At 50.4% G+C, this 23,806-nt stretch carries 40 protein-coding genes and 1 pseudogene; 40 read left to right on the top strand and 1 reads right to left on the bottom strand.

Annotation, left to right across the window (positions count from 1 at the left end; all coding sequences use genetic code 11):
* Positions 1-208: 208 nt before the first annotated feature.
* From rpsJ to ALO_RS03280, 38 genes and pseudogenes are all read left to right on the top strand, one after another.
* Positions 209-520, top strand: a complete 312-nt coding sequence (gene rpsJ / locus ALO_RS03465) for a 30S ribosomal protein S10 (RefSeq protein ID WP_004092901.1) — start codon at positions 209-211, stop codon at positions 518-520.
* 14 nt (positions 521-534) lie between these two features.
* Positions 535-1,176, top strand: a complete 642-nt coding sequence (rplC, locus tag ALO_RS03460; protein WP_004092899.1) for a 50S ribosomal protein L3 — start codon at positions 535-537, stop codon at positions 1,174-1,176.
* Positions 1,177-1,208: 32 nt separating this feature from the next.
* The gene (rplD, locus tag ALO_RS03455; protein WP_004092897.1) at positions 1,209-1,835 is read left to right on the top strand and encodes a 50S ribosomal protein L4; all 627 of its coding nucleotides are present in this window, start codon (positions 1,209-1,211) and stop codon (positions 1,833-1,835) included.
* Positions 1,835-2,122: a 50S ribosomal protein L23 gene (rplW, locus tag ALO_RS03450; RefSeq protein ID WP_004092895.1), complete on the top strand. Its 288-nt coding sequence runs from the start codon at positions 1,835-1,837 to the stop codon at positions 2,120-2,122. Before rplD ends, rplW begins: the two co-directional genes overlap by 1 nt.
* A gap of 46 nt (positions 2,123-2,168) precedes the next feature.
* A complete protein-coding gene (gene rplB, locus ALO_RS03445) occupies positions 2,169-2,993 on the top strand; it encodes a 50S ribosomal protein L2 (protein ID WP_004092893.1) in 825 nt (274 codons plus the stop codon).
* A 37-nt stretch (positions 2,994-3,030) separates the two neighbouring features.
* Positions 3,031-3,315, top strand: coding sequence for a 30S ribosomal protein S19 (gene rpsS / locus ALO_RS03440; RefSeq protein ID WP_004092891.1), 285 nt, complete (start codon positions 3,031-3,033; stop codon positions 3,313-3,315).
* 52 nt (positions 3,316-3,367) lie between these two features.
* Complete coding sequence (gene rplV / locus ALO_RS03435; protein WP_004092889.1) at positions 3,368-3,700, top strand: 50S ribosomal protein L22; 333 nt, start codon at positions 3,368-3,370, stop codon at positions 3,698-3,700.
* A 21-nt stretch (positions 3,701-3,721) separates the two neighbouring features.
* Positions 3,722-4,403 (top strand): annotated as a pseudogene (gene rpsC, locus ALO_RS03430) (30S ribosomal protein S3).
* Complete coding sequence (gene rplP, locus ALO_RS03425) at positions 4,403-4,852, top strand: 50S ribosomal protein L16 (RefSeq protein WP_004092887.1); 450 nt, start codon at positions 4,403-4,405, stop codon at positions 4,850-4,852. Before rpsC ends, rplP begins: the two are co-directional and overlap by 1 nt.
* Positions 4,842-5,045, top strand: a complete 204-nt coding sequence (rpmC, locus tag ALO_RS03420) for a 50S ribosomal protein L29 (protein WP_004092885.1) — start codon at positions 4,842-4,844, stop codon at positions 5,043-5,045. Before rplP ends, rpmC begins: the two co-directional genes overlap by 11 nt.
* 52 nt (positions 5,046-5,097) lie before the next feature.
* Positions 5,098-5,355, top strand: a complete 258-nt coding sequence (gene rpsQ, locus ALO_RS03415) for a 30S ribosomal protein S17 (protein WP_004092883.1) — start codon at positions 5,098-5,100, stop codon at positions 5,353-5,355.
* A gap of 59 nt (positions 5,356-5,414) precedes the next feature.
* A complete protein-coding gene (gene rplN, locus ALO_RS03410; protein ID WP_004092881.1) occupies positions 5,415-5,783 on the top strand; it encodes a 50S ribosomal protein L14 in 369 nt (122 codons plus the stop codon).
* Between the two features lie 87 nt (positions 5,784-5,870).
* Positions 5,871-6,209 carry a 50S ribosomal protein L24 gene (gene rplX / locus ALO_RS03405; RefSeq protein ID WP_004092879.1) on the top strand — a complete coding sequence of 113 codons (339 nt, stop codon included), beginning with the start codon at positions 5,871-5,873 and terminating at the stop codon, positions 6,207-6,209.
* Between the two features lie 22 nt (positions 6,210-6,231).
* Positions 6,232-6,771, top strand: a complete 540-nt coding sequence (rplE, locus tag ALO_RS03400) for a 50S ribosomal protein L5 (protein ID WP_004092877.1) — start codon at positions 6,232-6,234, stop codon at positions 6,769-6,771.
* Positions 6,772-6,799: 28 nt separating this feature from the next.
* On the top strand, positions 6,800-6,985 hold the full coding sequence (locus tag ALO_RS03395; RefSeq protein WP_004092876.1) for a type Z 30S ribosomal protein S14: 186 nt from the start codon (positions 6,800-6,802) through the stop codon (positions 6,983-6,985).
* Positions 6,986-7,030: 45 nt separating this feature from the next.
* Positions 7,031-7,429 carry a 30S ribosomal protein S8 gene (rpsH, locus tag ALO_RS03390; RefSeq protein WP_004092875.1) on the top strand — a complete coding sequence of 133 codons (399 nt, stop codon included), beginning with the start codon at positions 7,031-7,033 and terminating at the stop codon, positions 7,427-7,429.
* A 56-nt stretch (positions 7,430-7,485) separates the two neighbouring features.
* Complete coding sequence (rplF, locus tag ALO_RS03385) at positions 7,486-8,037, top strand: 50S ribosomal protein L6 (RefSeq protein WP_004092874.1); 552 nt, start codon at positions 7,486-7,488, stop codon at positions 8,035-8,037.
* Between the two features lie 44 nt (positions 8,038-8,081).
* Positions 8,082-8,450, top strand: coding sequence for a 50S ribosomal protein L18 (gene rplR, locus ALO_RS03380; RefSeq protein ID WP_004092873.1), 369 nt, complete (start codon positions 8,082-8,084; stop codon positions 8,448-8,450).
* 28 nt (positions 8,451-8,478) lie between these two features.
* Complete coding sequence (gene rpsE, locus ALO_RS03375) at positions 8,479-8,979, top strand: 30S ribosomal protein S5 (protein ID WP_004092871.1); 501 nt, start codon at positions 8,479-8,481, stop codon at positions 8,977-8,979.
* A gap of 12 nt (positions 8,980-8,991) precedes the next feature.
* Positions 8,992-9,177, top strand: coding sequence for a 50S ribosomal protein L30 (gene rpmD / locus ALO_RS03370; protein WP_004092869.1), 186 nt, complete (start codon positions 8,992-8,994; stop codon positions 9,175-9,177).
* Between the two features lie 19 nt (positions 9,178-9,196).
* Entirely contained in the window at positions 9,197-9,637 is a 441-nt protein-coding gene (gene rplO, locus ALO_RS03365) for a 50S ribosomal protein L15 (RefSeq protein ID WP_004092867.1), read from the top strand.
* On the top strand, positions 9,638-10,894 hold the full coding sequence (gene secY, locus ALO_RS03360; protein ID WP_004092865.1) for a preprotein translocase subunit SecY: 1,257 nt from the start codon (positions 9,638-9,640) through the stop codon (positions 10,892-10,894).
* An 11-nt stretch (positions 10,895-10,905) separates the two neighbouring features.
* Complete coding sequence (locus ALO_RS03355) at positions 10,906-11,559, top strand: adenylate kinase (RefSeq protein WP_004092863.1); 654 nt, start codon at positions 10,906-10,908, stop codon at positions 11,557-11,559.
* The gene (gene map / locus ALO_RS03350; protein WP_004092861.1) at positions 11,556-12,302 is read left to right on the top strand and encodes a type I methionyl aminopeptidase; all 747 of its coding nucleotides are present in this window, start codon (positions 11,556-11,558) and stop codon (positions 12,300-12,302) included. Before ALO_RS03355 ends, map begins: the two co-directional genes overlap by 4 nt.
* Before the next feature lie 98 nt (positions 12,303-12,400).
* On the top strand, positions 12,401-12,619 hold the full coding sequence (infA, locus tag ALO_RS03345; RefSeq protein ID WP_004092860.1) for a translation initiation factor IF-1: 219 nt from the start codon (positions 12,401-12,403) through the stop codon (positions 12,617-12,619).
* A gap of 55 nt (positions 12,620-12,674) precedes the next feature.
* Positions 12,675-12,788 carry a 50S ribosomal protein L36 gene (gene rpmJ / locus ALO_RS03340; protein WP_004092858.1) on the top strand — a complete coding sequence of 38 codons (114 nt, stop codon included), beginning with the start codon at positions 12,675-12,677 and terminating at the stop codon, positions 12,786-12,788.
* 14 nt (positions 12,789-12,802) lie between these two features.
* Entirely contained in the window at positions 12,803-13,174 is a 372-nt protein-coding gene (gene rpsM, locus ALO_RS03335; RefSeq protein ID WP_004092851.1) for a 30S ribosomal protein S13, read from the top strand.
* A 33-nt stretch (positions 13,175-13,207) separates the two neighbouring features.
* Positions 13,208-13,600: a 30S ribosomal protein S11 gene (gene rpsK, locus ALO_RS03330; protein ID WP_004092849.1), complete on the top strand. Its 393-nt coding sequence runs from the start codon at positions 13,208-13,210 to the stop codon at positions 13,598-13,600.
* 23 nt (positions 13,601-13,623) lie between these two features.
* Complete coding sequence (gene rpsD, locus ALO_RS03325; protein ID WP_004092848.1) at positions 13,624-14,253, top strand: 30S ribosomal protein S4; 630 nt, start codon at positions 13,624-13,626, stop codon at positions 14,251-14,253.
* 78 nt (positions 14,254-14,331) lie between these two features.
* The gene (locus ALO_RS03320; protein WP_004092846.1) at positions 14,332-15,300 is read left to right on the top strand and encodes a DNA-directed RNA polymerase subunit alpha; all 969 of its coding nucleotides are present in this window, start codon (positions 14,332-14,334) and stop codon (positions 15,298-15,300) included.
* Positions 15,301-15,322: 22 nt separating this feature from the next.
* The gene (rplQ, locus tag ALO_RS03315) at positions 15,323-15,661 is read left to right on the top strand and encodes a 50S ribosomal protein L17 (RefSeq protein WP_004092845.1); all 339 of its coding nucleotides are present in this window, start codon (positions 15,323-15,325) and stop codon (positions 15,659-15,661) included.
* A gap of 360 nt (positions 15,662-16,021) precedes the next feature.
* Positions 16,022-16,870, top strand: coding sequence for an energy-coupling factor transporter ATPase (locus ALO_RS03310; RefSeq protein ID WP_004092840.1), 849 nt, complete (start codon positions 16,022-16,024; stop codon positions 16,868-16,870).
* Positions 16,855-17,721, top strand: a complete 867-nt coding sequence (locus tag ALO_RS03305; protein ID WP_004092838.1) for an energy-coupling factor transporter ATPase — start codon at positions 16,855-16,857, stop codon at positions 17,719-17,721. The genes ALO_RS03310 and ALO_RS03305 overlap by 16 nt, the downstream gene beginning before the upstream one ends.
* Entirely contained in the window at positions 17,711-18,514 is an 804-nt protein-coding gene (locus ALO_RS03300) for an energy-coupling factor transporter transmembrane component T family protein (RefSeq protein WP_004092837.1), read from the top strand. The genes ALO_RS03305 and ALO_RS03300 overlap by 11 nt, the downstream gene beginning before the upstream one ends.
* Positions 18,515-18,521: 7 nt before the next feature.
* Positions 18,522-19,259, top strand: a complete 738-nt coding sequence (truA, locus tag ALO_RS03295) for a tRNA pseudouridine(38-40) synthase TruA (protein ID WP_004092836.1) — start codon at positions 18,522-18,524, stop codon at positions 19,257-19,259.
* Positions 19,260-19,423: 164 nt separating this feature from the next.
* The gene (gene rplM, locus ALO_RS03290; protein WP_085944922.1) at positions 19,424-19,864 is read left to right on the top strand and encodes a 50S ribosomal protein L13; all 441 of its coding nucleotides are present in this window, start codon (positions 19,424-19,426) and stop codon (positions 19,862-19,864) included.
* A gap of 23 nt (positions 19,865-19,887) precedes the next feature.
* Positions 19,888-20,280 carry a 30S ribosomal protein S9 gene (gene rpsI / locus ALO_RS03285; protein ID WP_004092833.1) on the top strand — a complete coding sequence of 131 codons (393 nt, stop codon included), beginning with the start codon at positions 19,888-19,890 and terminating at the stop codon, positions 20,278-20,280.
* Between the two features lie 207 nt (positions 20,281-20,487).
* On the top strand, positions 20,488-21,144 hold the full coding sequence (locus ALO_RS03280; RefSeq protein WP_004092832.1) for a hypothetical protein: 657 nt from the start codon (positions 20,488-20,490) through the stop codon (positions 21,142-21,144).
* Between the two features lie 68 nt (positions 21,145-21,212).
* On the opposite strand, the gene ALO_RS03275 is transcribed toward ALO_RS03280, so the two are convergent.
* Positions 21,213-21,992, bottom strand: coding sequence for a transglycosylase domain-containing protein (locus ALO_RS03275; RefSeq protein ID WP_004092831.1), 780 nt, complete (start codon positions 21,990-21,992; stop codon positions 21,213-21,215).
* A 161-nt stretch (positions 21,993-22,153) separates the two neighbouring features.
* Between ALO_RS03275 and ALO_RS03270 the strand changes: the two genes are divergently transcribed.
* Together ALO_RS03270 and amrB are read left to right on the top strand one after the other, a co-directional pair.
* Positions 22,154-22,876 carry an N-acetylmuramoyl-L-alanine amidase gene (locus ALO_RS03270; RefSeq protein WP_004092830.1) on the top strand — a complete coding sequence of 241 codons (723 nt, stop codon included), beginning with the start codon at positions 22,154-22,156 and terminating at the stop codon, positions 22,874-22,876.
* A 44-nt stretch (positions 22,877-22,920) separates the two neighbouring features.
* Positions 22,921-23,772 (top strand): AmmeMemoRadiSam system protein B, encoded by an 852-nt coding sequence (gene amrB / locus ALO_RS03265; protein WP_004092829.1) that lies wholly within the window; start codon positions 22,921-22,923, stop codon positions 23,770-23,772.
* The last annotated feature ends 34 nt before the right edge of the window (positions 23,773-23,806 follow it).

The following is a 23,806-nucleotide window of genomic DNA, read 5'->3' as shown; positions in this document are numbered from 1 at the left end:
GTTTATAATAAGCTCTTAACTGGGAAGTGAGGGGCGACATGCCCCTTCTTTCCATATGAATTTTAAAAATAAGCTGATAGATAGTGGATGTACAACCCGCGATGACGCGGAAGGTTGCCTGACGGGCCGGTAAGGTCTGACGAAAGGGAAATTTCCGCCGAGTATGTCCGTTCATGAAACTGGGCGATAAGGAGGATAAAGGACTTATATGGCAAAACAACAAAAAATTCGTATTCGCTTAAAAGCATATGATCACAAAGCGCTGGATCAGAGTGCGGTGAGAATTGTCGAAACCGCTAAACGTACTGGCGCTATGGTGTCCGGCCCGATTCCGCTTCCTACGGAAAAAAATATCTTCACCATCCTGCGCTCGCCGCACGTAAATAAAGACTCGCGTGAGCAGTTTGAAATGCGTACGCACAAGCGCCTGATCGACATCATCGAGCCGACGCCGAAAACCGTAGATGCTCTGATGCGTCTGGATCTGCCGGCTGGCGTGGATATTGAAATCAAGCTGTAGAGGAGGTGGCTAGAATGGCTAAAGGTATTTTAGGAAAAAAGCTGGGTATGACGCAAATTTTCACACCGGAAGGTTCCGTGCTTCCTGTCACTGTAATTGAGGCTAACCCCAGCGTCGTACTGCAGACCAAAACGGTTGAGAGTGATGGTTATAACGCAGTGCAGTTAGGGTTCGGCACTGTTAAAGATAAACACGTTACGAAACCCATGAAAGGGCATTTTGCTAAGGCTGGCGTTAAACCGGTCAAGTTTATTCGCGAATTTCGTCTGGCAGATGCGCCGGAATACACTGTCGGTGATTCCGTTAAAGTGGATGTTTTTGCTCAGGGTGACCTGGTAGATGTGACTGGCACCGGTAAAGGCAAAGGATTTGCCGGCGGCATTAAACGTCATAACTTCAGACGCGGACCTATGGGCCACGGTTCCAAATCTCATCGCGAGCCAGGATCGATGGGCCCTCGGATGAGCGGCGGCGGCGGCAAAGTATTCAAGGGGAAAAAATTGCCCGGACGTATGGGCGGTCACAAGGTGACTGTACAGCGGCTCACGGTGGCACGGGTGGATGCAGATCGCAACCTGCTGTTGATCAAAGGCGCTGTCCCTGGCCCCAAAGGTAGTTTCCTCGTGATTAAAAACACCGTAAAACCGGGGAAATAAGCCCCGTTTGGTAGGAAAGGAGGATGCGCTATATGCCAAAAGTAGCAGTATATAATGTCGCCGGGCAAAAAACCGGTGAAATGGAATTAAATGAGAATGTGTTTGGCATTCAATTCAATGAAGCTGTGGTTCATCAGGCATTGGTGATGCAGTTGGCCAGCCGGCGTCAAGGTACGGCAGCCACAAAAACCAGAGCCCAGGTCCGCGGCGGCGGCAAAAAACCCTGGAAGCAAAAAGGCACCGGCCGGGCTCGCGCCGGCAGTATCCGTTCTCCCCTATGGGTCGGCGGTGGTACTGTATTCGGACCTCAGCCCCGGAGCTATTCCTTCCGTATGCCCCGCAAGGTGCGCCGTTTGGCTATTAAATCGGCATTGTCGGCAAAAGTGGCTGAAGGCGAGTTGCTGGTAGTAGACGGGATTGGTTTCGATCAACCCAAAACCAAGCAGGTTATCGATCTGCTGAAAAATTTCAATGCAGCGGATAACAAGGCGCTGATCATCACTGCAGAGGAAAACGAAAACGTGGAAAAATCCTCGCGCAATATCGAAGGGGTTAAGGCCATCACCTCGATGGGACTGAATGTGTTTGATCTCTTGCATCACGATAAGATCCTGATCACGAAAGACGCAGTTACCCGTATAGAGGAGGTGCTGGCGTAATGGAAAATCCGCGCGACGTACTGATTCGGCCTCTGGTTACGGAAAAAACCACCGCAATGATGCAGGACAACAAATATACCTTTGTTGTGCCGCTCAAAGCCAACAAAGTGGAGATCCGCCAGGCGGTTGAACAAGTGTTTAAAGTCAAAGTTTTAAACGTCAACACCATCCGGGTCATGGGCAAAACCAAGCGGATGGGACGGACTCAGGGCAAGCGTTCGGATTATAAAAAGGCCATCGTAAAACTGGCCGAAGGTCAGAGAATTGAATTCTTCGAGGGCGTATAATCCGTTCAGGTAAACCCCAGGCAGACAGATAAAAGGAGGGGCACAAATGGCAGTTAAATCCTTCAAGCCTTATGCTCCAGGCAGACGGTTTATGACAGTGGCCAGTTTTTCGGAAATTACCACTGACAAACCTGAACCTTCATTGGTAGAACGCCTGATTCAGCGGGGCGGCCGTAACAACCAAGGCCGTATGACCGTGAGACATCAGGGCGGCGGGCATAAACGCTTATATAGAGTTATTGATTTCAAACGCAATAAAGACAATGTTCCGGCAAAAGTCGCGACCATTGAATACGATCCTAACCGTTCGGCGCGAATCGCGCTTCTTCATTACGTTGATGGCGAAAAACGCTACATTCTGGCGCCGTTGGGGCTGAATGTAGGCGATACTGTAGTCAGCGGTCCGGATTCTGACATTAAAGTCGGCAACGCGCTTCCGCTTAAAAACATTCCGGTAGGCACCATGGTGCACAACGTGGAAATGAAAATCGGCAAAGGCGGTCAATTGGTTCGTTCGGCTGGCGTCGGCGCCCAACTGATGGCTAAAGAAGGAGATCACGCACTGCTGCGTCTTCCGTCCGGTGAACTGAGAAAAGTCCATGTATTGTGCCGGGCGACTGTCGGTCAGATCGGCAACCTGGAACATGAAAACATCACGATCGGCAAAGCAGGCCGTTCCCGCTGGATGGGCATTCGCCCGGCTAACCGCGGTGTAGTCATGAACCCGGTAGATCATCCGCACGGCGGCGGCGAAGGCCGCTCACCGGTCGGGCGCAAACATCCGGTTACTCCCTGGGGTAAACACGCCATGGGCGCTAAAACCCGTGCGAAAAAGGCTTCTGATAAGCTGATCGTTAAGAGACGTAAATAAGCCGTGAGTAATATATTTTTGAAGGGAGGCCTGCAGGGTGTCCAGATCGATAAAAAAAGGACCATACGTTCATGAAAGCCTGCTCAAAAAGATTGATGCCATGAACGCCAAGAACGAAAAGAAAGTGGTCAAGTCCTGGTCGCGCAGTTCCACCATTCTGCCCGGATTCGTCGGCCACACTATTGCCATTCACGATGGCCGCAAGCATGTGCCTGTGTATGTGACTGAGGATATGGTAGGGCACAAACTGGGTGAATTTGCACCGACCCGTACGTTTAAAGGTCATGGCGGTCATACCGAAAGATCAACTTCTTTGAAGTAATGTGACGGGAAGTACTGAGTATCGGAACAAGAGAGGGGGTTCACACACACGTATGGAAGCTAAAGCAATTGCAAAATATGTACGCATTGCGCCGCGTAAGGTCCGCATCGTTATGGACCTGATCCGTGGCAAAAATGTCGGCGAAGCTTTCGCTATTTTAAAATACACCCCGAAAGTGGCGTCTGAAGTCATCGAAAAAGTGCTCAAATCGGCGGTTGCCAATGCCGAGCACAATTATGACCTGAATGCCGACAACCTGTACGTCTCTGCCGCTTATGTGGATCAGGGACCGACCATGAAACGGATTCATCCGCGTTCACGGGGACAGGCGTTCAAGATTTTAAAGCGCAGCAGTCACGTAACGGTGGTTGTGAAAGAAAGATAATTAGCGAAGGAGGGACAAGAAGTGGGGCAAAAAGTCAATCCGCATGGATTACGAATCGGCGTCATCAAGACCTGGGATGCCAAATGGTACGCTGATAAAGATTATGCAAAGAACCTGCATGAAGATATAAAGATCCGTGAATTTATCAAGAAGAAGCTTTATGCAGCCGGCGTTTCCCGCGTGGAAATCGAGCGGGCAGCCAACCGGTTAAAAGTCGTCATTGCCACCGGCAAGCCGGGTATGGTAATCGGCCGCGGCGGCGCCGGAATCGAAGAACTGAAAAAAAAATCTCAAAGCACTCACTGATAAAGCAGTAGACGTAAACATTTCCGAAGTAAAACAGGCTGAATTAGACGCTACATTGGTGGCTGAGAACATTGCAGCCCAGCTGGAAAAACGTATAGCGTTCCGCCGGGCGATGAAACAGTCTGTATCCCGCACCATGCGCATGGGCGCCAAGGGAATCAAAGTCATGGTAGGCGGTCGTTTAGGCGGTGCAGAAATCGCCCGTACCGAATCCTATCGTGAAGGAAGCATTCCGCTGCACACTTTGAGAGCCGATATCGATTATGGCACGGCGGAAGCTCATACCACCTATGGAGTCATCGGCGTCAAGGTATGGATCTACAAGGGCGAAGTGCTGCCTGTTAAAAAGGTTGCGGCACCCGTCAATGCCGCTGCTTCCGAAGGGAGCGATAAGTAATGTTACTTCCGAAAAGAGTCAAACACCGCAAACAGTTCCGGGGACGCATGACCGGTAAAGCCAATAAAGGTAATACCATTGCCCATGGCCTTTTCGGTCTGGTTGCGCTGGAGCCGGCCTGGATCACGAACCGTCAGATCGAGGCGGCTCGTATTGCCATGACCCGTTTTATCAAGCGGGGTGGTAAAGTATGGATTCAAATATTCCCGGATAAACCTGTTACCGCTAAACCGGCTGAAACCCGTATGGGTAGCGGCAAGGGTTCTCCTGAATACTGGGTAGCGGTGGTTAAGCCCGGACGGGTTATGTTTGAAATGGACGGTGTGCCGGAAGACGTTGCCCGTGAAGCAATGCGTCTGGCAGCCCACAAACTGCCCATCAAGAGCAAGTTTGTCAAAAAGGGTGAAGAGTTTGCCGAGAAAGTGGGGGGTGTAGCAGATGAAGGTTAAAGACGTCCGTGACATGTCTTCCGCTGAGTTGGACCAAAAAGTGGCCGGCTTAAAGGACGAACTGTTTAATCTGCGGTTCCAGCTTGCTACCGGTCAACTGGAAAATCCCATGCGCATTCGGGAAGTAAAGAAAACCATTGCCCGGATCAAAACCGTGCAACGGGAACGGGAACTGAAAGCCCAACAGGCTTAAGAAACGATACAGTTGACTTTGACAACAGCAAGCGGAAGGAGGCTTTTATACGGTGAGCGAAAGAAACGAGCGGAAAACCCGTATCGGTAAAGTCGTCAGCGATAAGATGGATAAGACGGTCGTCGTGGCGGTAGAAAGGCTGGTACAGCATGACCTCTACAAAAAGTCCATCAAAATGACCAGCAAATTCAAGGCTCATGACGAAAATAACCAATGCCAGACCGGTGATACGGTTTTGATTATGGAAACCCGTCCTTTGTCCAAGGATAAACGCTGGAGAATCGTTGAGATTCTGGAAAAAGTGAAGTAAATGGCCATCGGTCATCGATTGTCAGCAATGTCAATGTAGACAAAAAGGAGGGGATAACGATGATCCAACAACAAACTATTCTGAACGTAGCCGATAACACTGGCGCCAAGCAGATCATGTGCATCAGGGTCATGGGCGGTTCCTATCGTAGATATGCCAATATTGGCGATGTGATTGTCGCTTCGGTTAAAGATGCATCACCCGGTGGCGTTGTCAAGAAAGGCGATGTAGTAAAAGCGGTTGTGGTTCGTACCCAAAAGGGTCTGCGCCGCGCCGACGGTTCCTATATCCGGTTTGACGAGAATGCCGCAGTGGTGATTAAAGAAGACAAAAGCCCCCGTGGTACCCGTATATTCGGACCAGTGGCCAGGGAATTGCGCGATAAAGATTTCATGAAAATCATTTCGCTGGCGCCTGAAGTGCTGTAACCGTCAGGAGATTGGGTTCGAGCTAAGTCGGATTGACAGGTCTGAGCCGACAACTCAAGTTGTTGCAAAAGAGGAGGTGTCCCAGAGATGGCGGAAGCTCAAAAAATGCATGTTAAGAAAGGCGATACCGTACTGGTATTGTCAGGAAAAGATAAAGGTAAAAAGGGCAAGATTATCGAATCTCAGCCTACGAAAAGCAAAATCGTGGTAGAGGGCGTCAACAAAGTAAAACGCCATACCAAACCGACCCAGAAAATGCCCCAGGGCGGCATTTTGACCAAGGAAGCGCCGATACATTCTTCCAATGTGATGCTGGTTTGTCCGGCCTGCGACAAACCCACCCGCATCAAAAAGGCCGCTTTGGCCAGCGGTTCTTTGGCCAGGGCCTGCAAAAAGTGCGGCGAGATCATCGATAAGGACAAATAGCGCGGAAAGGAGGTAACTGCCTGTGACCAGGTTAAAAGAAAAATATACGAACGAAGTAACCAAAGGCCTGATGGAGAAATTCGGTTATAAGAACGTCATGGAAATTCCCAAGGTCGAAAAAGTGATCGTCAATATGGGTGTCGGTGAAGCGGTCGGTAATCCCAAAGTGCTGGATGCCGCTGTGAATGACCTGACCTTGATCGTCGGCCAAAAGCCGGTAGTAACCAGAGCCAAGAAATCTATTGCGGCATTTAAAATCCGTCAGGGCATGGCAATCGGAACCAAAGTTACCTTGCGTGGCGGACGGATGTATGAGTTTCTTGATAAACTCATCAATGCTTCGTTACCCCGCGTAAGAGACTTCCGGGGAGTAAGCCCCCGGGCTTTTGACGGCCGGGGCAACTATTCGCTGGGTCTGAAAGAACAGCTGATTTTCCCGGAAATCGAGTATGATAAAGTGGATAAGGTTCGTGGCATGGAGATCATCATTGTGACCACTGCCAAAACCGATGAAGAAGCCAGAGAACTGCTGCGGCTGCTGGGCATGCCCTTCGCCGCTTAGGCTTAGAGAAGGAGGGACAGACAAAAACATGGCCAAAAAGGCATTGATTGAAAAATGGAGCCGTGAACCGAAATATAAGGTACGCCAATACAATAGATGCAAGATTTGTGGCCGCCCGCACGGATATATGCGCAAGTTTGAAATGTGCAGAATTTGTTTCCGGGAATACAGCTACAAAGGTGCTATTCCGGGCGTCACCAAAGCAAGCTGGTAGTCCTCCGGCGGGAGGATACGCGATAACAGGAAGGGGGTACATTCCATGGTAATGACCGATCCGATTGCCGATATGCTGACTCGTATTCGCAATGCCAACTCGGTTTATCATGATAAAGTAGAATTTCCGGCGTCCAAGATTAAGCAGGGAATTGCCCAAATCTTGAAGGACGAAGGCTTTATCAAGGACTTTGAATTTGTTACCGATGATAAGCAGGGTGTGTTGCGAATCAGTTTAAAATATGGCGCCAACCGGGAAAAAGTAATCACGGGCATTAAGCGCATCTCGAAACCCGGCTTACGGGTTTATGCCAAGAAAGATCAGCTGCCGCGGGTTTTAGGCGGACTGGGAATCGCTGTGATCTCCACATCCCAGGGCGTAATGAGCGATAAAACCGCCCGCAAAAGCGGTCTGGGCGGCGAAGTGATCGCCTACGTTTGGTAGTTTTGGGAAATTAGGAAATGCAGCACGAATGAAAAGCCAGGTATAGGAGGTGCAATATGTCGAGAATAGGTAGAGCGCCCATTGCGATTCCTCAAGGCGTCACCGTGAACGTAAAAGACGGAAATCTGGTGACGGTCAAAGGTCCGAAGGGCGAATTGAGCCGCGTTATTCATCATGATATGAAGATTGCTATTGAAGATAACCATATTCTGGTTCAACGTCCGTCCGACGTGAAAGAACACCGATCGCTGCACGGACTGAGCCGCACTTTGATTGCCAACATGGTTGCCGGCGTAACGACAGGGTTTAGCAAAACACTGGAAATTGCCGGGGTAGGCTATAGAGCAGCCAAGTCCGGAACCAAGGTGAATCTGACATTGGGATTCTCCCACCCGGTTGTGGTAGAGCCGCCTAAAGGAATCACGATTGATGTGCCGACTCCCAACAAGATCGTTGTTTCCGGCATTGATAAAGATCAGGTCGGTGAATTGGCCGCTAAGATTCGTGGCTATAGAGAGCCTGAACCCTATAAGGGAAAGGGCATCAAGTATGAGGGAGAACATGTCCGCCGCAAAGTGGGCAAGGCCGGCGGCAAAGGCAAGAAGTAAGCCCGGTCTAGTGCTACAGCGTCATTAAGAAAGGAGTGAATACCTTGCTTAAAAAGGAAAACAAAAACGAATCACGGCAGAAACGGCATAAAAGAGTAAGGGTCACTGTGAAAGGCACTGCTGACAGACCCCGTTTGAATGTGTTCCGCAGCCTGCATCACATTTACGCTCAGATCATCAATGATAAGACCGGCGCTACTCTGGTAGCTGCCAGCACTGTCGATAAAGAACTGACTGCGAGCCTGGAGCACGGCGGTAACATCGCAGCGGCCAAGGTGATCGGCGCCGCTATTGCCAAACGCGCTCTCGCGAAGGGTATTAACCAAGTTGTATTTGACCGGGGCGGTTACATCTATCACGGTCGGGTTGCGGCATTAGCCGAAGCCGCCCGGGAAGCAGGACTCCAATTCTAGCTAATCTGGCAACAAAGGAGGGAAATCAATGCCTAGAATTGACTATTCAAAGTTAGACCTGAAAGAAAAAGTAGTATATATCAACAGGGTTGCCAAGGTTGTAAAAGGGGGGCGCCGTTTCTCTTTCAGCGCCTTGGTAGTAGTCGGTGACGAAAACGGCCATGTGGGCGCTGGACTGGGCAAGGCAGCCGAAGTTCCTGAAGCCATCCGCAAGGGCGTAGAAGACGCCAAGAAGAATCTGATTAACGTTCCTTTGGTAGGTACCACCATTCCCCATCAGGTTATCGGCGAATTTGGCGCCGGCCGCGTACTGTTGAAGCCGGCCTCCGAAGGTACCGGCGTTATTGCCGGCGGCCCGGCCCGTGCAGTACTTGAACTAGCCGGTATTCGCGACATTCTGACGAAATCCTTGGGATCTTCTAACTCCAACAACATGGTTCAGGCTACTTTAGCCGGACTGGAACAACTCAAACGGGCGGAAAAAGTGGCTGAACTGCGCGGTAAAACGGTTCAGGAACTTTTGGGTTAGGGGGATAACACAATGGCAAAAGTCAAAATTACTCTGACCAAGAGCCTGATCGGCCGGCCGGAAATTCAGCGGGCCACCGTAAAAGCCTTGGGACTGGGAAAAACAAATTCATCCGTTGTTCATGAAGCTACCCCGGCGATCCAAGGAATGATCAAAAAGGTAGAACATCTCGTTACTGTTGAAGAAACGCAAGACTAGTTTTCAAGGAGGTGCTAGCATGAAAATCCACGAATTATCTCCGGCGCCCGGCTCGAAACAGTCGCGTACCCGCGTAGGAAGGGGCTTGGGATCTGGTCTTGGCAAAACATCCGGTAGAGGCCATAAAGGTCAGAAGGCTCGCAGCGGCGGTGGCGTACGTCCCGGTTTTGAAGGCGGCCAAAAGCCCCTTTACCTGCGACTGCCGAAACGCGGCTTTAAAAATATTTTTGCCAAAGACTTCGTTGTCATCAATATCAGCGAACTGAACCGCTTCGATAACGGTGCTGTTGTGGATCCCGTCCAATTGGTGGAAGCCGGCGTACTGAAAAATGTGCGCGATGGTGTACGCATTCTGGGCAATGGCGAACTGCAAAAGTCTGTCACTGTAAGAGCCCACGGCTTTACCAAATCGGCAGTCCAGAAGATTGAGGCCGCTGGCGGCAAAGTCGAGGTGATCTAGGTGTTAGGGGCTTTGTCTAATGTATTCAAGATTACTGAACTTAGGCAAAAGGTAGTTTTCACCCTGGCTATGTTCCTGGTGTTCCGGGCAGGCACTCACATTCCGGTACCCGGTGTGAACGCCGCAGTTATAGAGCAGCTTTTCACCACCGGTAATCTCTTTGGGCTAATGGACCTTTTTTCCGGTGGCGCCCTTAGCAAGTTCTCGGTTTTTGCCATGAGCATCACCCCTTACATCAACGCATCCATTATCATGCAACTGTTGACGATCGTGGTGCCGAAGTTTGAACAATGGGCCAAAGAAGGCGAAGAAGGCCGGAAAAAAATCACCCAGCTGACTCGTTACGGCACAGTGCTCTTGGGCTTTATTCAAGCCATTGGCATGGCTTACGGGCTGCGGGTAGCCATTATCAATCCCAGCATCGGATACATTCTACTAATTGCTTTAACACTTACCGCCGGTACTGTGTTCTTGATGTGGTTAGGCGAACAGATTACCGAAAAAGGAATTGGCAACGGCATTTCTCTCATTATCTTCGCCGGTATTGTTTCCCGTCTGCCGGACGGTCTCTATGTCCTGTATCAGTATCTGGCGGCAGGAACCATCCATATTGGAAACTTACTGCTGTTTATTATTATCGCCCTGGCGATGATTGTATTTGTAATTGCGATCCAACAAGGTCAGCGCAAGATCCCGGTGCAGTATGCTAAACGGGTAGTCGGACGCAAAACCTATGGTGGACATTCGACTCATATCCCGCTGAAGATTAATCAGGCAGGGGTTATTCCGATAATCTTTGCGTCATCCGTACTCATGTTTCCGGTAACCATCGCTCAGTTTGTTGATGTTGGCTGGGTAAAAACCATGGCTTCATGGTTTGAGTGGGGTACCCCTCTGCAGACAGTATTGTATGCGTTGATGATCCTTTTCTTCACGTATTTCTATACTGCGGTTACCTTAAACATCCCGGATATGGCAGAGAACATGAAAAAATACGGCGGTTTTATTCCGGGCCTGCGCCCAGGCAAACCGACCGCTGATTATCTAGATCGTGTAATGAGCCGGATTACCTTAGCCGGCGCCGTATTCCTGGCTTTAATTGCCATTCTGCCGAATTTTGTAGCGGCAGTGACCGGTATTAAGGGAGTGTACTTTGGCGGTACGGCTCTCCTGATCGTGGTGGGTGTGGCGCTGGATACCATGAAACAGATAGAGGCGTTAATTCTGATGCGCCACTACCAGGGTTTCATGAAGTAGGAGGCGCTGCTATGCATATTCTTTTGATGGGACCGCCGGGAGCCGGCAAGGGAACCCAGGCGGCGAAGCTGGTAGAAAAGTATCAGATTCCCCATATTTCCACCGGCGACATGTTCCGTGAGGCGGTAAAAGCCCAAACCGAACTGGGCAAGCAAGCCAAGGCATTTATGGATGTGGGGCAATTGGTTCCTGACAGCGTGACCATCGGCATCGTGAAAGAGCGACTGGCTAAACCCGATGCCTCCAAAGGATTCATCCTGGACGGATTCCCCCGTACACTGGAACAGGCCAGAGCCTTGGACGTCACTCTCCATGAATTAGGCATTCACTTAAGCCGGGTCATTAATGTCACCGTACCGGACAGCGAGTTGGTGAAACGGGTTACCGGCCGTCGGATCTGCCGCGGCTGCGGTGCCACCTATCATGTGGAGTATAATCCGGCAGCCCATCCTGACGTTTGCGACAAATGCCAAGGCGAATTGTATCAGCGCAGCGATGACAAGCAAGAAACCGTTCATAACCGGCTGACGGTGTATCATGCACAAACCAAACCGCTGATCGAGTATTACCAAGATAAAGGTCTGTATACCGAAATCAATGGTCTCCAATCCATTGATCGAGTCATGGACGATATTGTCAAAAGCCTGAGAGGCGAATTAGCATGATTATCCTGAAATCCGAGCGAGAAATCAATTATATGCGTGATGCCGGCCGTATCGTGGGCCAAACCCTGGAAAAACTGAAAAAAGCGGTTCGACCGGGTATTACTACGCAGGAACTTGATCAGATCGCGGCAGATTTTATCAAAAGCTGTGGTGCGATCCCGTCATTTAAAGGATATTACGGATTTCCCGGCAATATCTGCACTTCGGTGAATGAGCAAGTTGTCCACGGCATACCAGGATTAAGAAAGCTAAAAAATGGTGATACTGTTAGTATTGACATAGGCGCGGTAATAAATGGGTACCATGGTGATGCCGCTATTACCCTGCCTGTAGGTGAGATCGATTCCGAAGTCCAAAGACTCTTGGACGTAACCGAACAGTCCCTGTACCAGGGCATTGAACAAGCGAGAGCAGGTAACCGGTTGAGCGATATCTCTCACGCAGTTCAAGCCTATGTGGAAAGCAACGGGTTCAGTGTAGTTCGGGATTATGTCGGGCACGGAATTGGCCGGAGCATGCATGAGGACCCCCAGATTCCGAATTACGGAAGTCCTGGGCACGGTCCGAGATTAAAAACCGGTATGGTATTAGCGATTGAACCGATGGTGAACGTGGGAACTTACGCTGTAAAGACGCTGGAGGACGACTGGACTGTAGTCACCACCGACGGCAAGTGTTCGGCTCACTTTGAGCACACCATCGCTATCACCGCGCACGGGCCGGAGATTCTGACGAGAGCTTAAAAAGAATCAGGTCCGGCGTGGTTCGCTAATGAAACCGGAAAACATCATGCACGGCGGGAAGCTGTGCCGTAAAGAGAAACGGATGAGGAGGAGAGAGCGTGTCCAAGGAAGATGTGGTAGAGGTAGAAGGCACGGTAGTCGAAGCGTTACCCAATGCCATGTTCCAGGTCAAATTGGAAAATGGACATATCGTGCTGGCGCATATCTCCGGTAAAATGCGTATGAATTTTATCCGGATTTTGCCGGGCGATAAAGTTACGGTGGAGATTACCCCTTATGACTTAAAACGAGGCCGGATTACGTATCGTTTTAAATAATTGTTTTTCAATTAAAAACACCGACAAATCGGGTAATATGTAAGGAGGCTTCACTATGAAGGTTAGACCATCGGTTAAGCCTATATGCGAAAAATGCAAAGTAATTAAACGCAAGGGCCATGTCATGGTGATTTGTGAAAATCCAAAGCATAAACAAAAACAAGGGTAGGAGGTGTATACCAGATGGCACGTATAGCCGGGGTGGATTTACCACGCGACAAGCGGATCGAAATCGCATTGACATATATTTACGGTCTCGGTTTAACTCTATCTAAAGAAATCCTTGCGAAAACCGGAATCAGCCCTGATACCCGGGTTCGTGATTTGACCGAAGAAGAAGTCGCCAAACTGCGTGAGGCCATTGACAAGAACTACAAAGTGGAAGGCGACCTGAGACGGGAAGAATCCCTGAACATCAAGCGACTGATCGAAATCGGCAGTTATCGCGGCAAACGGCATCGGGCCGGATTGCCGGTGCGGGGACAGAAGACTAAAACCAATGCCCGTACCCGCAAAGGGCCGAAACGGACTGTTGGCGTGAGACGCAAAAAATAAAAGGAATCACAAAGAAAAGGAGGGAAATAACGATTGGTAGCAAAAAGAGTCGTCAGAACTAAACGGAAAGAACGGAAAAATATTGAGTATGGCGTTGCTCATATCCGCTCCACCTTTAACAATACCATCGTGACCATCACCGATTCGCGCGGCAATGCTTTGTCCTGGGCCAGCGCCGGTGGCCTTGGCTTCAGAGGTTCCCGGAAAAGCACCCCTTTCGCGGCCCAGATGGCTGCTGAACAGGCTGCTAAAGCCGCGATGGAACATGGCCTGAAACAAATTGAAGTCTATGTAAAGGGACCGGGCGCCGGCCGTGAGGCGGCTATCCGTTCTTTGCAGGCGGCAGGCCTTGAAGTCAATCTGATTAAGGACGTGACGCCGATTCCCCATAACGGATGCCGTCCGCCCAAACGCAGAAGAGTATAATAAATCGGGAGGTGTCATAGGAGATGGCAAGATATACAGGTCCTGTATGCAGGCAGTGCCGCCGGGAAGGCGCCAAGCTGTACCTGAAAGGCGACAAATGCTATACTGATAAGTGCCCCTTCACCCGCCGCGGCTATGCGCCGGGCCAGCACGGACAAAACAACCGCAGGAAACCGTCTGAATATGGAATTCAGTTAAGAGAAAAGCAAAAAGCCCGCCGCACTTACGGTATTTTAGAGCGTCAATTCCGTACCTACTTTGAAAAGGCTGACCGCCAAAAAGGGATTACCGGTGAAAATCTGCTGGTATTGCTGGAAAGAAGACTGGATAATGTGGTGTACCGTTTAGGCTTAGCCGGCAGCCGCACCCAGGCCAGACAGCTGGTCCGCCACGGGCATTACACCGTGAATGGCAAACGAGTTGACATTCCGTCAGCTCAGGTAAAAGCCGGCGATGTGATCCAGGTAGCGGAAGGCAGCAAATCCTCGCCCATCATCAAAGAAATCGGTGAGGCTCTTGCCCACAAGACCGTTCCGGCTTGGCTTGAACTGTCAGCCGCTGATATGAGCGGCAAAGTTGTACGTTACCCCACTAGGGAAGAAATAGATCTTCCGATCCAGGAGCATCTCATCGTAGAATTGTATTCAAGGTAGTGCCCTCGACAGTGGATGGTTATACAACTCCATGGTATGGCGTAACGTAGCAGTGCGCAAGGAGGAGGGTTTATCCGGATGATGGAAATCGAAAAACCGAAGATCGAGGTCGTGGAAATCAGTGAGAACAATCAGGATGGTACGATATATGGGAAGTTTGTCTGTGAACCGTTAAAACGGGGTTACGGCATTACCCTGGGCAATAGCCTGCGTCGCATCCTGTTGTCCTCTTTGCCGGGAGCAGCCGTTACTTCTATAAAGATTGACGGCGTCCTGCATGAATTTTCTACGATTCCCGGTGTCCGGGAAGACGTTACCGACATTATTTTGAACTTGAAAGAATTGTGCCTCAAAAAGTATATTGACGAGCCGAAACTGATTCGCATTGAGGTAGAAGGTCCGGGAGAAGTAAAGGCTGACATTATTGACGATCCGGAAATCGAGGTTCTCAATCCCGGCAAGCATTTGGCGACCCTGGACGATAATGCCAGCCTTAAGCTGGAATTAACCATCGAATCCGGTTTCGGCTATGTGCTGGCGGATAAAAACAAAAAACCGGATCATGTAATCGGGATTATTCCGATTGACTCTATTTTTTCTCCCATTCTACGGGTAAACTATCAAGTAACAGATACACGCGTCGGTAACGTAACCAATTTTGACAGGCTGACATTAGAAGTTTGGACGAACGGCAGCCTGCGCCCCGATGAAGCTGTGAGCAAAGCAGCCAGGATTCTGATTAGCGAACTGAAGCCCTTCCAGAATATTGCCGGCATTGTTGCCGATGAGGAAACAGCTGACGGCCCTTTTACGGAACCGGTGGAAGACGGCGGCTCCAAGGTGATGGAAATGACCATCGAAGACCTGGAACTGTCCGTGCGGTCTTACAATTGTCTAAAACGCGCCGGCATCAATACGGTTGCCGAACTGAATCAAAAATCCGAAGAGGATATGATGAAAGTGCGCAATTTAGGCCGCAAGTCGCTGGATGAAGTTAAGAAAAAACTGGCGGAACTCGGGTTATCTCTGGCTGAAAACGAGGAATAACGGGAATAAGGAGGGAAGATTTATGGCCTACAGAAAGTTAGGACGTGACTCCAGCGCTCGTAAAGCGCTGTTGCGCAGTATTTTGACTTCCTTCTTCGCCCATGGGCGCATTGAGACAACGGAGGCGAAAGCCAAAGAAACTGCCTCGCTGGCTGATCAGATGATCACACTGGCTAAACGCGGTGATCTCCATGCACGCCGTCAGGTGTTATCTTTTCTCATGGATGAAGAAGTGACTAAAAAGTTATTTGATATCATTGCACCAAAGTACCAGGAGCGTCAAGGCGGCTATACCCGTGTCTTGAAACTGGGACCCCGCCGCGGCGATGCCGCTCCCATGGCTATTCTGGAACTGGTGTAAGTGACTGAATTCCGCCAGGTAACCCGCCTTTTTTCCTTGGAAATAATTTTCCAAGGAAAAATAGGCAGTCGTTGCCTGGTATTTATTTTCATACTGGAATTTTGTTGCAAAGCTCATCTGCTGCTTCGAATCTGAGACCGTTCAGAAAGGTTCAGATGCTAGGTAAGAGCAATGCCTGCGCTGCCATACTGAAGAATTCAGGTGACTTTTCAGCTTATAAGAAAACAGCCGCTACTACCTATCTCCTGAAAAGGGATGTTTTCTGAATGAGCCAGCCCGCAGGAGGCTGAAGTGACGCAGATGAGCCTTTTTCAACGGTCTCACTAAGGAGGACGATGCACTGGGAGGGGATTTACACAAATGTCGTCTGAGGAAACGATCATACACTTAGAGCATGTAACTCATCTGTACACAGACCAAGAAGGCGTGGAAGTCAAAGCCCTGGATGACGTGAATCTGACTGTGAGCCGGGGAGAATTTCTGGCGGTGATCGGCGCTAATGGTTCCGGTAAATCTACCTTGGCCAAGCACCTGAATGCCTTGCTGCTGCCGACCAGCGGCGAGTGCCGGATCTTTGGCCGCAATGCCAAAGATCCCGATCAACTGTGGAACATCAGGCAATCAGTGGGCATGGTGTTCCAGAATCCTGATAATCAAATCGTAGCTGCTATCGTCGAGGAAGATGTAGCCTTTGGTCCGGAAAATCTGGCGGTTCCTTCTGATCAGATCAAAGAGCGGGTAGACCAGGCACTAAAGGCCGTAGGAATGGAATCCTACCGGCAGCATGCGCCGCACTTGCTCTCCGGCGGACAAAAGCAGCGGGTGGCTATCGCCGGCGTCCTGGCTATGCGATCCCAGTGTCTGGTGCTGGACGAGCCCACGGCCATGCTGGACCCCAAGGGCCGGGCCGAAGTTCTGTCCACTGTCCGGAGGCTTAACCGGGAGGAAGGGATTACGGTAGTGTATATCACTCATTTTATGGAAGAAGCTATGTGGGCCGACCGGGTTGTAGTCATGGAAGCGGGCAAAGTAGTGGATCAAGGAACGCCGAAAGCCATTTTCAGCCAGGTCGAACGGCTGAAAGCCATGGGGCTGGACGTTCCAACCGCCTCGGACCTGTCCTATCGTTTGCGCCAGCGAGGCGTCAGCCTGCCGGTAGATATTATCACAGAAGAAGAATTGGCGGTGGCATTATGTCCATCCAACTGAGAGGTGTCTCTTTCACCTACCTGGCGGGCACACCTTTCGAGAAAACCGCCATTAAGGATATTAACCTGGAGATTCGTCAGGGTGAGGTCATAGGCATCATCGGCCATACCGGCTCCGGTAAATCCACACTGGTGCAGCATCTAAACGGCCTGCTGGAACCCACCCGGGGTGAAGTGCTGATCGACGGAGTGAAGCTCGATAAGAGCAAGGAAGCCAAAGTCGCCCGGCGAAAAGTCGGTATGGTGTTTCAGTATCCGGAGCAGCAGTTGTTTGAAGAGACCGTCTATGACGACATTGCCTTTGGCCCCCGCAATCTGGGCCTGGCGGCAGAGGAAACAGACAGGCGGGTAAAACAGGCTATGGAATTCGTCGGCCTGAATTTTTCAGTTTTCTCCGGCCGGTCTCCTTTTCGGCTGAGCGGCGGGCAAATGCGGCGGGTAGCTGTTGCCGGCGTCATTGCCCTGGAGCCGGCCTATCTGGTTTTGGACGAGCCTTCCGCCGGTCTGGACCCCCGGGGCAGAGATGAGATCTTCAATCAGATCATGGACCTGCACCAAGCCGCCGGTATGGCGGTGGTACTGGTATCTCACAATATGGAGGATATCGCCCGGATGGCGGACAGGCTGCTGGTGATGCACCAGGGGACGGTCCTGATTGATGGCCGGCCTGACCAGGTTTTTACCGAACGGCAGGCTGAACTCATCCAGGCCGGCGTCGATGTCCCTAATATCACGACTGTGCTGCGGCGGCTGCGCCGGGCCGGCCTAAATGTGGACGACAGAATCATTACGCCTCCAGAAGCCTGTGAAGCCATTCTCACAGCTTTGGAAGGGAGGCGCCATGCTAAATAATATTACTCTGGGGCAATATTTTCCCGGACAATCGTTTGTGCACCGATTGGACCCTCGCAGCAAAATCATCGGCACCCTGTTATTCATCAGCGCTATTTTCCTGGCGGAAAGCTACGTTTCTTATCTGATTCTGGCCGTGTTCTGCCTGGCTGTTATCGGCATATCCGGCATTCCGCTGAAATTTGTCCTGAAATCCATTCGGCCCTTGTGGCTGATCATTTTGATTACTGTTCTGATTCACTTTTTTACCACTCCTGGCCGGACGGTATTCAGTATTGGGCCGCTGACTGTATCGGATACGGGTCTTGAGCAGGGCATTTTGATGTCAATCAGATTGGTTTTCCTCATCGTGATGTCCTCTCTAATGACCTTTACCACCTCGCCTATTGCCCTGACAGACGGCATCGAACAACTCTTAAAGCCTCTGAAGCGTTTCGGGGTGCCGGCCCATGAGCTGGCCATGATGATGACCATTGCCCTTCGATTTATCCCCACCCTGATCGAGGAAACCGATCGAATCATGAAGGCTCAGATATCCCGGGGTGCTGAATTCGGCTCAGGCAATATTCTGCGCCGGGCTCAAAGCATGATTCCCTTGCTTGTGCCGCTGTTTATCAGTGCTTTCCGCCGGGCCGACGAACTGGCCACAGCTATGGAAGCCCGCTGCTACCGGGGCGGCGATGAGCGGACCCGCATGAAAGAACTTCAGTTTCAATCCATCGATCTGGCTGCCGCCCTGGTGGTTCTCTTGCTGGTGGCTGCAGTGACGGCGCTAAAATGGTTTGTGAGGTAAATTGCCTGTGGAACGGAATATCAGGCTGACGATCAGCTATGACGGGTCAAATTACCACGGGTTTCAGCGGCAGCAAAATGCGCTAACCATCCAGGAGATACTGGAAGAAAGGCTAAGCCGGTTATTTGGCCATCACCTCAAGATCACTGGCGCCGGCAGGACTGATGCAGGTGTGCACGCCTGGGGCCAGGTGGTGAATTTTTTTACAACCGGGACCATTCCGGTAGAACGGATTCCGGCCGCCGCCAATGGTCTCTTGCCCCGTGACATCGTGGTCAAAGCCGCTGCGACCGTGGATGCTGATTTTCATGCCCGCTACAGCGCCAAAAGCAAGATCTATATTTATAAGGTCTATAACCATCTTCTGCCTGATCCCTTTTATCGCAACCTGGCTTGGCATATTAAGGGCAGCCTGGATCTGGCCAAGATGCGGCAAGCCTTGGCCGTTGTGCAGGGGACCCATGATTTTTCCGCTTTCCGGGCTGCCGGAGGGGCGGCGGCAGACCCGGTGCGTACCATGCTGCAAACCGACTGTAGGCAGCAAAGTGGCACCATCGACCTTCTGTTTCACGGGACTGGTTTTCTTTATCATATGGTACGCAATCTGACGGGAACCTTGGTGGAAATCGGGCTGGGAAAAAGACCGCATGAGGATATGGGCCCTATTCTGGCGTCAAAAGACCGTAATCAGGCGGGGATTACCGCACCCCCTCAGGGATTGTATCTCAGTGAAATTTTTTATTAAGGTTTATTCATTAATTCCGCCGGATTTTGCGGATTTCACTTGACATTGACAAGTCAATTTAATACAATACCCTTATGAGATTTTGCCATGAATTCCATTAGCCCCGGAAATCACGGTATATCTATAGCTGATTTTTATATTCATCTTCACAAAGAGGAGGGATACTGATGAAAACGTTTATGGCAAATAAAGCCGACGTGGAACGCAAATGGTATCTGATCGACGCTGAAGGCAAAACCCTAGGTAGAGTTGCCGCGGAAGTCGCCAAGATTCTGCGGGGTAAACATAAACCGATTTTTACGCCGCATGTTGACACTGGCGATCATGTAATTATTATCAACGCCGCTAAAGTACAATTAACCGGGAAAAAATTGGTGCAGAAAACCTATTTCCGCCATTCCGGCTATATAGGCGGCACCAGCTTCATCACTGCCGGAAAGATGCTCAAGGATCGTCCGAAAAGAGTGCTGGAACTGGCCGTCAAAGGCATGCTGCCGAAAAATCCTCTGGGCCATCAGATGTATCGCAAACTGAACGTATACAGTGGTGCCGAGCATCCCCATCAGGCTCAACAACCGGAAAAATTGGAGCTTAGCATACGATAAGATAGCGGAAAGGAGGAACGGATATGGCACAAGTTATGTACTACGGTACAGGACGGAGAAAAACTTCGGTAGCCAGAGTGCGTTTGGTGCCGGGCGAAGGCAAGATTATCGTGAACGACCGTGCACTGGATGAATATTTTGGCTTAAAGACGCTTGAACTGATTGTAAAACAGCCTTTGGCCCTTACTGATACGGTTGGTAAATATGATGTGTTGGCAAAGGTGGAGGGCGGCGGTGTAGCCGGCCAAGCCGGCGCTGTCCGTCACGGCATCTCCCGGGCCCTCTTAAAAGTGGACCTGGAATACCGTCCGGCCCTGAAAAAAGCCGGTCTGTTGACCCGCGACCCGCGTGAAAAGGAACGCCGCAAATACGGCTTGAAAAAAGCACGTAAGGCTTCTCAGTTCTCGAAACGTTAATACCTTCAAAGCAAAGACCCGCACAAACTCAGTGTTTGCGCGGGTCTTTTACGCTTGAGAATATATGAAGACGGCTAAGAATCCGCTTGCCAGTGACGAACTAGTGACAAATCCCAGATAAAACTTGCCTTAGCGGCAGGAGTCCGCCGATTGGAAATCTAATAGTAGACAAACAGAAGACAAAATTAAAATCTGGGGGTCGGCTTTATGAAAAAAATAATAATCCTATGTATGCTTATGATGATGGCAAATGCCGGCGTTTCCCAGGCTGCTCTGAACGATACCCGCGAAACTATTGCCAGGGAATACGGCGAATATCGCATTGTAATTGACCGGGATGATCAGAGGTGGGCCAAGGCCGAATGGGAGTCGAAAGGCTGGCGCTACGCTAAGGCAGCCTCTTATTGGCATATGTTCTGGCGGCAGGGGAATGCCGTGCAAATGACGGTGGCCTATGATGCGGACAAACCGGGCTCTTTTGTCCGGGCGCAACGATACATCATGGAAACTCCGATAAAAATCAAAGACTTCCGCACCTATTTCCCAGAACTGGAACCCTTGATTGCTTCACCGAAAGCCCTTTCTTTCACCAGTGAGAAAAAACCGGGCCGTCATCTGACCGAGGCGAAATCGCCGGTTACCATGGGAGTATTGGTCAAGGAAACTCCCTCTCCCGGCAAACATGGCTGGTATACTCTCCTGTCATTTGCCGTCTATTATGAGGGCCGCTATGTGACCAAACCGGCTATGATTGACGGTGATATCAGTATTAAGGAATTCACGATCGAACGGGTGGCTCGTTCTGACGCCGAAGCCAAGGAGGAAAAAGGCGAATGGAACGAAATCCCTAACTATTTTAAATAAGATATTCCGGAACCATGGACAAAACCCCGAGGCATAACTGCTTCGGGGTTTTGATTTGAAATGATGTTCTACAGATTTTCCGGAATAGGCTGTGAGAAGTGCAGCGGGGTATTTCGGACCATTTCGGCGTCAACGGTATCAATATAGCCGTTGCGGAGCATAGACGCAAGGACCACCGCCTGACGACGCTTAGCGGCATTTAAATCGGTATAGGGCGAATACAGCCCCGGAGCGTTGGGCAGACCGGCCAGCAACGTGGCTTCCGCCAGGGTCAGCTGAGACGGCTCTTTGGCGAAATAAGCCTGGGAAGCCGGACCGATGCCATACGCATCAGCGCCAAAATAAATCGTATTTAGGTACATCTCCAAAATTTCGCTTTTGGAATAGCGCATTTCCAGATTAACTGCCAGCACGAATTCTTCCAGTTTGCGGGACATAGTCCGGTCATGGGATAAAAACAGATTTTTGATTAGTTGCTGCGTAATAGTACTGCCGCCTTCCACCACAGTCCCTATTTGCAGATTCACCAGGGCGGCGCGGAAAATGGCTTCCACGTCGAAGCCGGGATGGTTGTAAAAACGGTTATCCTCTACGGCAATAACCGCCTGCCGCAGACCCAGCGGGATATCTTCCAGTTTTATGTATTCTTCTTTGTTTAATTTGGCATTAATAGCGGTTTTTAAGGCCACCACGCGCAAAATCCGCTGAGTAACACTCGCTGTATGGCTGCCGGCCGGCTCAAACCAATCGGTTTGGGGTTGCAGAACTTTTACAACGTTGCTGTTGGCCCAATAAAATGAAGCGCCAAATACTATGAATACAACCAGGAATAATTTTCCCAGGCGCATGACTTCCCCCCACATATCAAAGTACAAGTGTATGAATTGTGAATTGCGAATGCATGAACTACCAATATTGTAACGTAGAACCTTTATTTTGACCAGTACTAACATAGGCGCTAATTCTCAGGCATAGAATAATAAGGCAAAAAGCAGGCAGGAGGGCGGCTATGAAAGTGTTTGTCATCCAGCCCAGAAAAGCCAAGTGGGTATTTTGGGGGAGTGTGGCGGTATTGGCCTTGCAGGTGTTTACTTTTCCGTTTTTAGCGGGGGATATCGTGGATGTGAGAGAGCTGACGGCACTGAACGGCGCATGCATTGTCATTGATCCGGGTCACGGCGGCTTTGATGCGGGGGCTTCCCGTCAGAAACATATCGAAAAAGAAATAAACCTGGCTATTTCTCTGAAATTGGCTGAGATTGTGTCCAAGGCCGGCGCTCATGTGGTCATGACCCGGGAGTCGGATATTGATTACTATGAAAGAAGCAAGGGTAAAGGCGGCAAGCGCCGGGACATAGAGCGCAGAATCGATATTATCAACGGCGCTCGGGGTAATGTATACATAAGCATTCACGCCAATGCTATTCCCGCTTCCCGCTGGACAGGAGCCCAGGTTTTTTACAATCCCGCATTACCGGAGAGCAAATTCTTGGCAGAGGCCATGCAGGAAGCGCTGAAAGATTTTCCGCCGGGAAATAAGCGACAGGCTAAGCAGGATTTAAATATTCTGTTGTTGAATCGAACAACAATACCCGGGGTGCTGATTGAAACCGGTTATCTCAGCAATCCTCAGGAGGCTAAACATCTGTCGGATCCAAACTATCAGCAGAATATGGCATATCAGATTGCAAAAGGACTGGCGTATTATTTCAGTCGGAATGCGGGAAGATAACGCCGAGTAGACGATGCTTCGCATCACTTAAGGAGTGATAGTGGTTGAAAAAACTGGTAGGGTGTGCCTTATTGCCACATCCCCCTATCATGATCCCGGAAATCGGGGGACATGAACTGAGCAAAATCCAGGCAACCGTAACTGCTGCTGAGCAGGTTGCGCGAATGATTGAAGATAGGTCCCCGGAAACCATCGTCATCATGACTTCCCATGGACCGGTTTTCCGGGATGCGGTCAGCATCAGCCTTTATCCCCGGATGAAGGGCAATTTCGCTGCCTTCGGCCAGCCGGATATTGCCCTTGGCTTTGAAACGGACGGGCTGTTGGTGCGTCATATCCTGCGCAAGGCAGAGCGGCTGGGGATTAATTATATGGAAGTGACCGATGATGTGGCAAAAATGCATCGCTTGCCGCTGGGGTTAGACCATGGAGCGATGGTTCCGCTGTATTATTTACATAAAGCCGGTTTTAAGGGCCAAATCGTTCATTTGTCCATGGGTTTCGTGTCTTATGAAGAAATGTACACATTTGGTAAAGCGGTCCAGGGGGCTATCGGCATCGCCGACCGTCGGACCGCAGTCATTGCCTCTGGGGATTTATCCCACCGTCTATTGCCGGATTCCTCCGCAGGATACAGCCCTCAGGGAGCGGAATTTGATCGTCAGGTTGTGGCTGCTTTGAAAGATGTCAATGTGAAGGCGTTATTGGCGATGGATCCTCAAATGATTGCCGAGGCCGGCGAGTGCGGCCTGCGTCCTATCATTTTCTTGATGGGCGTGCTTGGCGGGTTAGAAGCTAAAGCCAATGTCCTCTCCTATGAGGGGCCTTTCGGGGTAGGCTACTGTGTAACCATGTTCCAGCCGGCTAATGAGATTCCCGAATGCAACTGTAAGTAGAGGACCGTTGAATCTTTTTGAACGGTCCCGGATT

The organism is Acetonema longum DSM 6540 (genome assembly GCF_000219125.1).
GTDB lineage: Bacteria > Bacillota > Negativicutes > Sporomusales > Acetonemataceae > Acetonema > Acetonema longum.
Note: the sequence above shows the minus strand (reverse complement) of the source record. Positions and strands in the feature narration are given on the sequence as shown.

Coding starts and splice junctions, on each gene's coding strand:
- rpsJ (WP_004092901.1), top strand. CDS start 209: ATGGCAAAACAACAAAAAATTCGTATTCGCTTAAAAGCATATGATCAC.
- rplC (WP_004092899.1), top strand. CDS start 535: ATGGCTAAAGGTATTTTAGGAAAAAAGCTGGGTATGACGCAAATTTTC.
- rplD (WP_004092897.1), top strand. CDS start 1,209: ATGCCAAAAGTAGCAGTATATAATGTCGCCGGGCAAAAAACCGGTGAA.
- rplW (WP_004092895.1), top strand. CDS start 1,835: ATGGAAAATCCGCGCGACGTACTGATTCGGCCTCTGGTTACGGAAAAA.
- rplB (WP_004092893.1), top strand. CDS start 2,169: ATGGCAGTTAAATCCTTCAAGCCTTATGCTCCAGGCAGACGGTTTATG.
- rplV (WP_004092889.1), top strand. CDS start 3,368: ATGGAAGCTAAAGCAATTGCAAAATATGTACGCATTGCGCCGCGTAAG.
- rplP (WP_004092887.1), top strand. CDS start 4,403: ATGTTACTTCCGAAAAGAGTCAAACACCGCAAACAGTTCCGGGGACGC.
- rpmC (WP_004092885.1), top strand. CDS start 4,842: ATGAAGGTTAAAGACGTCCGTGACATGTCTTCCGCTGAGTTGGACCAA.
- rplN (WP_004092881.1), top strand. CDS start 5,415: ATGATCCAACAACAAACTATTCTGAACGTAGCCGATAACACTGGCGCC.
- rplX (WP_004092879.1), top strand. CDS start 5,871: ATGGCGGAAGCTCAAAAAATGCATGTTAAGAAAGGCGATACCGTACTG.
- ALO_RS03395 (WP_004092876.1), top strand. CDS start 6,800: ATGGCCAAAAAGGCATTGATTGAAAAATGGAGCCGTGAACCGAAATAT.
- rpsH (WP_004092875.1), top strand. CDS start 7,031: ATGGTAATGACCGATCCGATTGCCGATATGCTGACTCGTATTCGCAAT.
- rplF (WP_004092874.1), top strand. CDS start 7,486: ATGTCGAGAATAGGTAGAGCGCCCATTGCGATTCCTCAAGGCGTCACC.
- rpsE (WP_004092871.1), top strand. CDS start 8,479: ATGCCTAGAATTGACTATTCAAAGTTAGACCTGAAAGAAAAAGTAGTA.
- rpmD (WP_004092869.1), top strand. CDS start 8,992: ATGGCAAAAGTCAAAATTACTCTGACCAAGAGCCTGATCGGCCGGCCG.
- rplO (WP_004092867.1), top strand. CDS start 9,197: ATGAAAATCCACGAATTATCTCCGGCGCCCGGCTCGAAACAGTCGCGT.
- ALO_RS03355 (WP_004092863.1), top strand. CDS start 10,906: ATGCATATTCTTTTGATGGGACCGCCGGGAGCCGGCAAGGGAACCCAG.
- map (WP_004092861.1), top strand. CDS start 11,556: ATGATTATCCTGAAATCCGAGCGAGAAATCAATTATATGCGTGATGCC.
- rpmJ (WP_004092858.1), top strand. CDS start 12,675: ATGAAGGTTAGACCATCGGTTAAGCCTATATGCGAAAAATGCAAAGTA.
- rpsM (WP_004092851.1), top strand. CDS start 12,803: ATGGCACGTATAGCCGGGGTGGATTTACCACGCGACAAGCGGATCGAA.
- rpsD (WP_004092848.1), top strand. CDS start 13,624: ATGGCAAGATATACAGGTCCTGTATGCAGGCAGTGCCGCCGGGAAGGC.
- ALO_RS03320 (WP_004092846.1), top strand. CDS start 14,332: ATGATGGAAATCGAAAAACCGAAGATCGAGGTCGTGGAAATCAGTGAG.
- rplQ (WP_004092845.1), top strand. CDS start 15,323: ATGGCCTACAGAAAGTTAGGACGTGACTCCAGCGCTCGTAAAGCGCTG.
- ALO_RS03310 (WP_004092840.1), top strand. CDS start 16,022: ATGTCGTCTGAGGAAACGATCATACACTTAGAGCATGTAACTCATCTG.
- ALO_RS03305 (WP_004092838.1), top strand. CDS start 16,855: ATGTCCATCCAACTGAGAGGTGTCTCTTTCACCTACCTGGCGGGCACA.
- ALO_RS03300 (WP_004092837.1), top strand. CDS start 17,711: ATGCTAAATAATATTACTCTGGGGCAATATTTTCCCGGACAATCGTTT.
- rpsI (WP_004092833.1), top strand. CDS start 19,888: ATGGCACAAGTTATGTACTACGGTACAGGACGGAGAAAAACTTCGGTA.
- ALO_RS03280 (WP_004092832.1), top strand. CDS start 20,488: ATGAAAAAAATAATAATCCTATGTATGCTTATGATGATGGCAAATGCC.
- ALO_RS03275 (WP_004092831.1), bottom strand. CDS start 21,992: ATGCGCCTGGGAAAATTATTCCTGGTTGTATTCATAGTATTTGGCGCT.
- ALO_RS03270 (WP_004092830.1), top strand. CDS start 22,154: ATGAAAGTGTTTGTCATCCAGCCCAGAAAAGCCAAGTGGGTATTTTGG.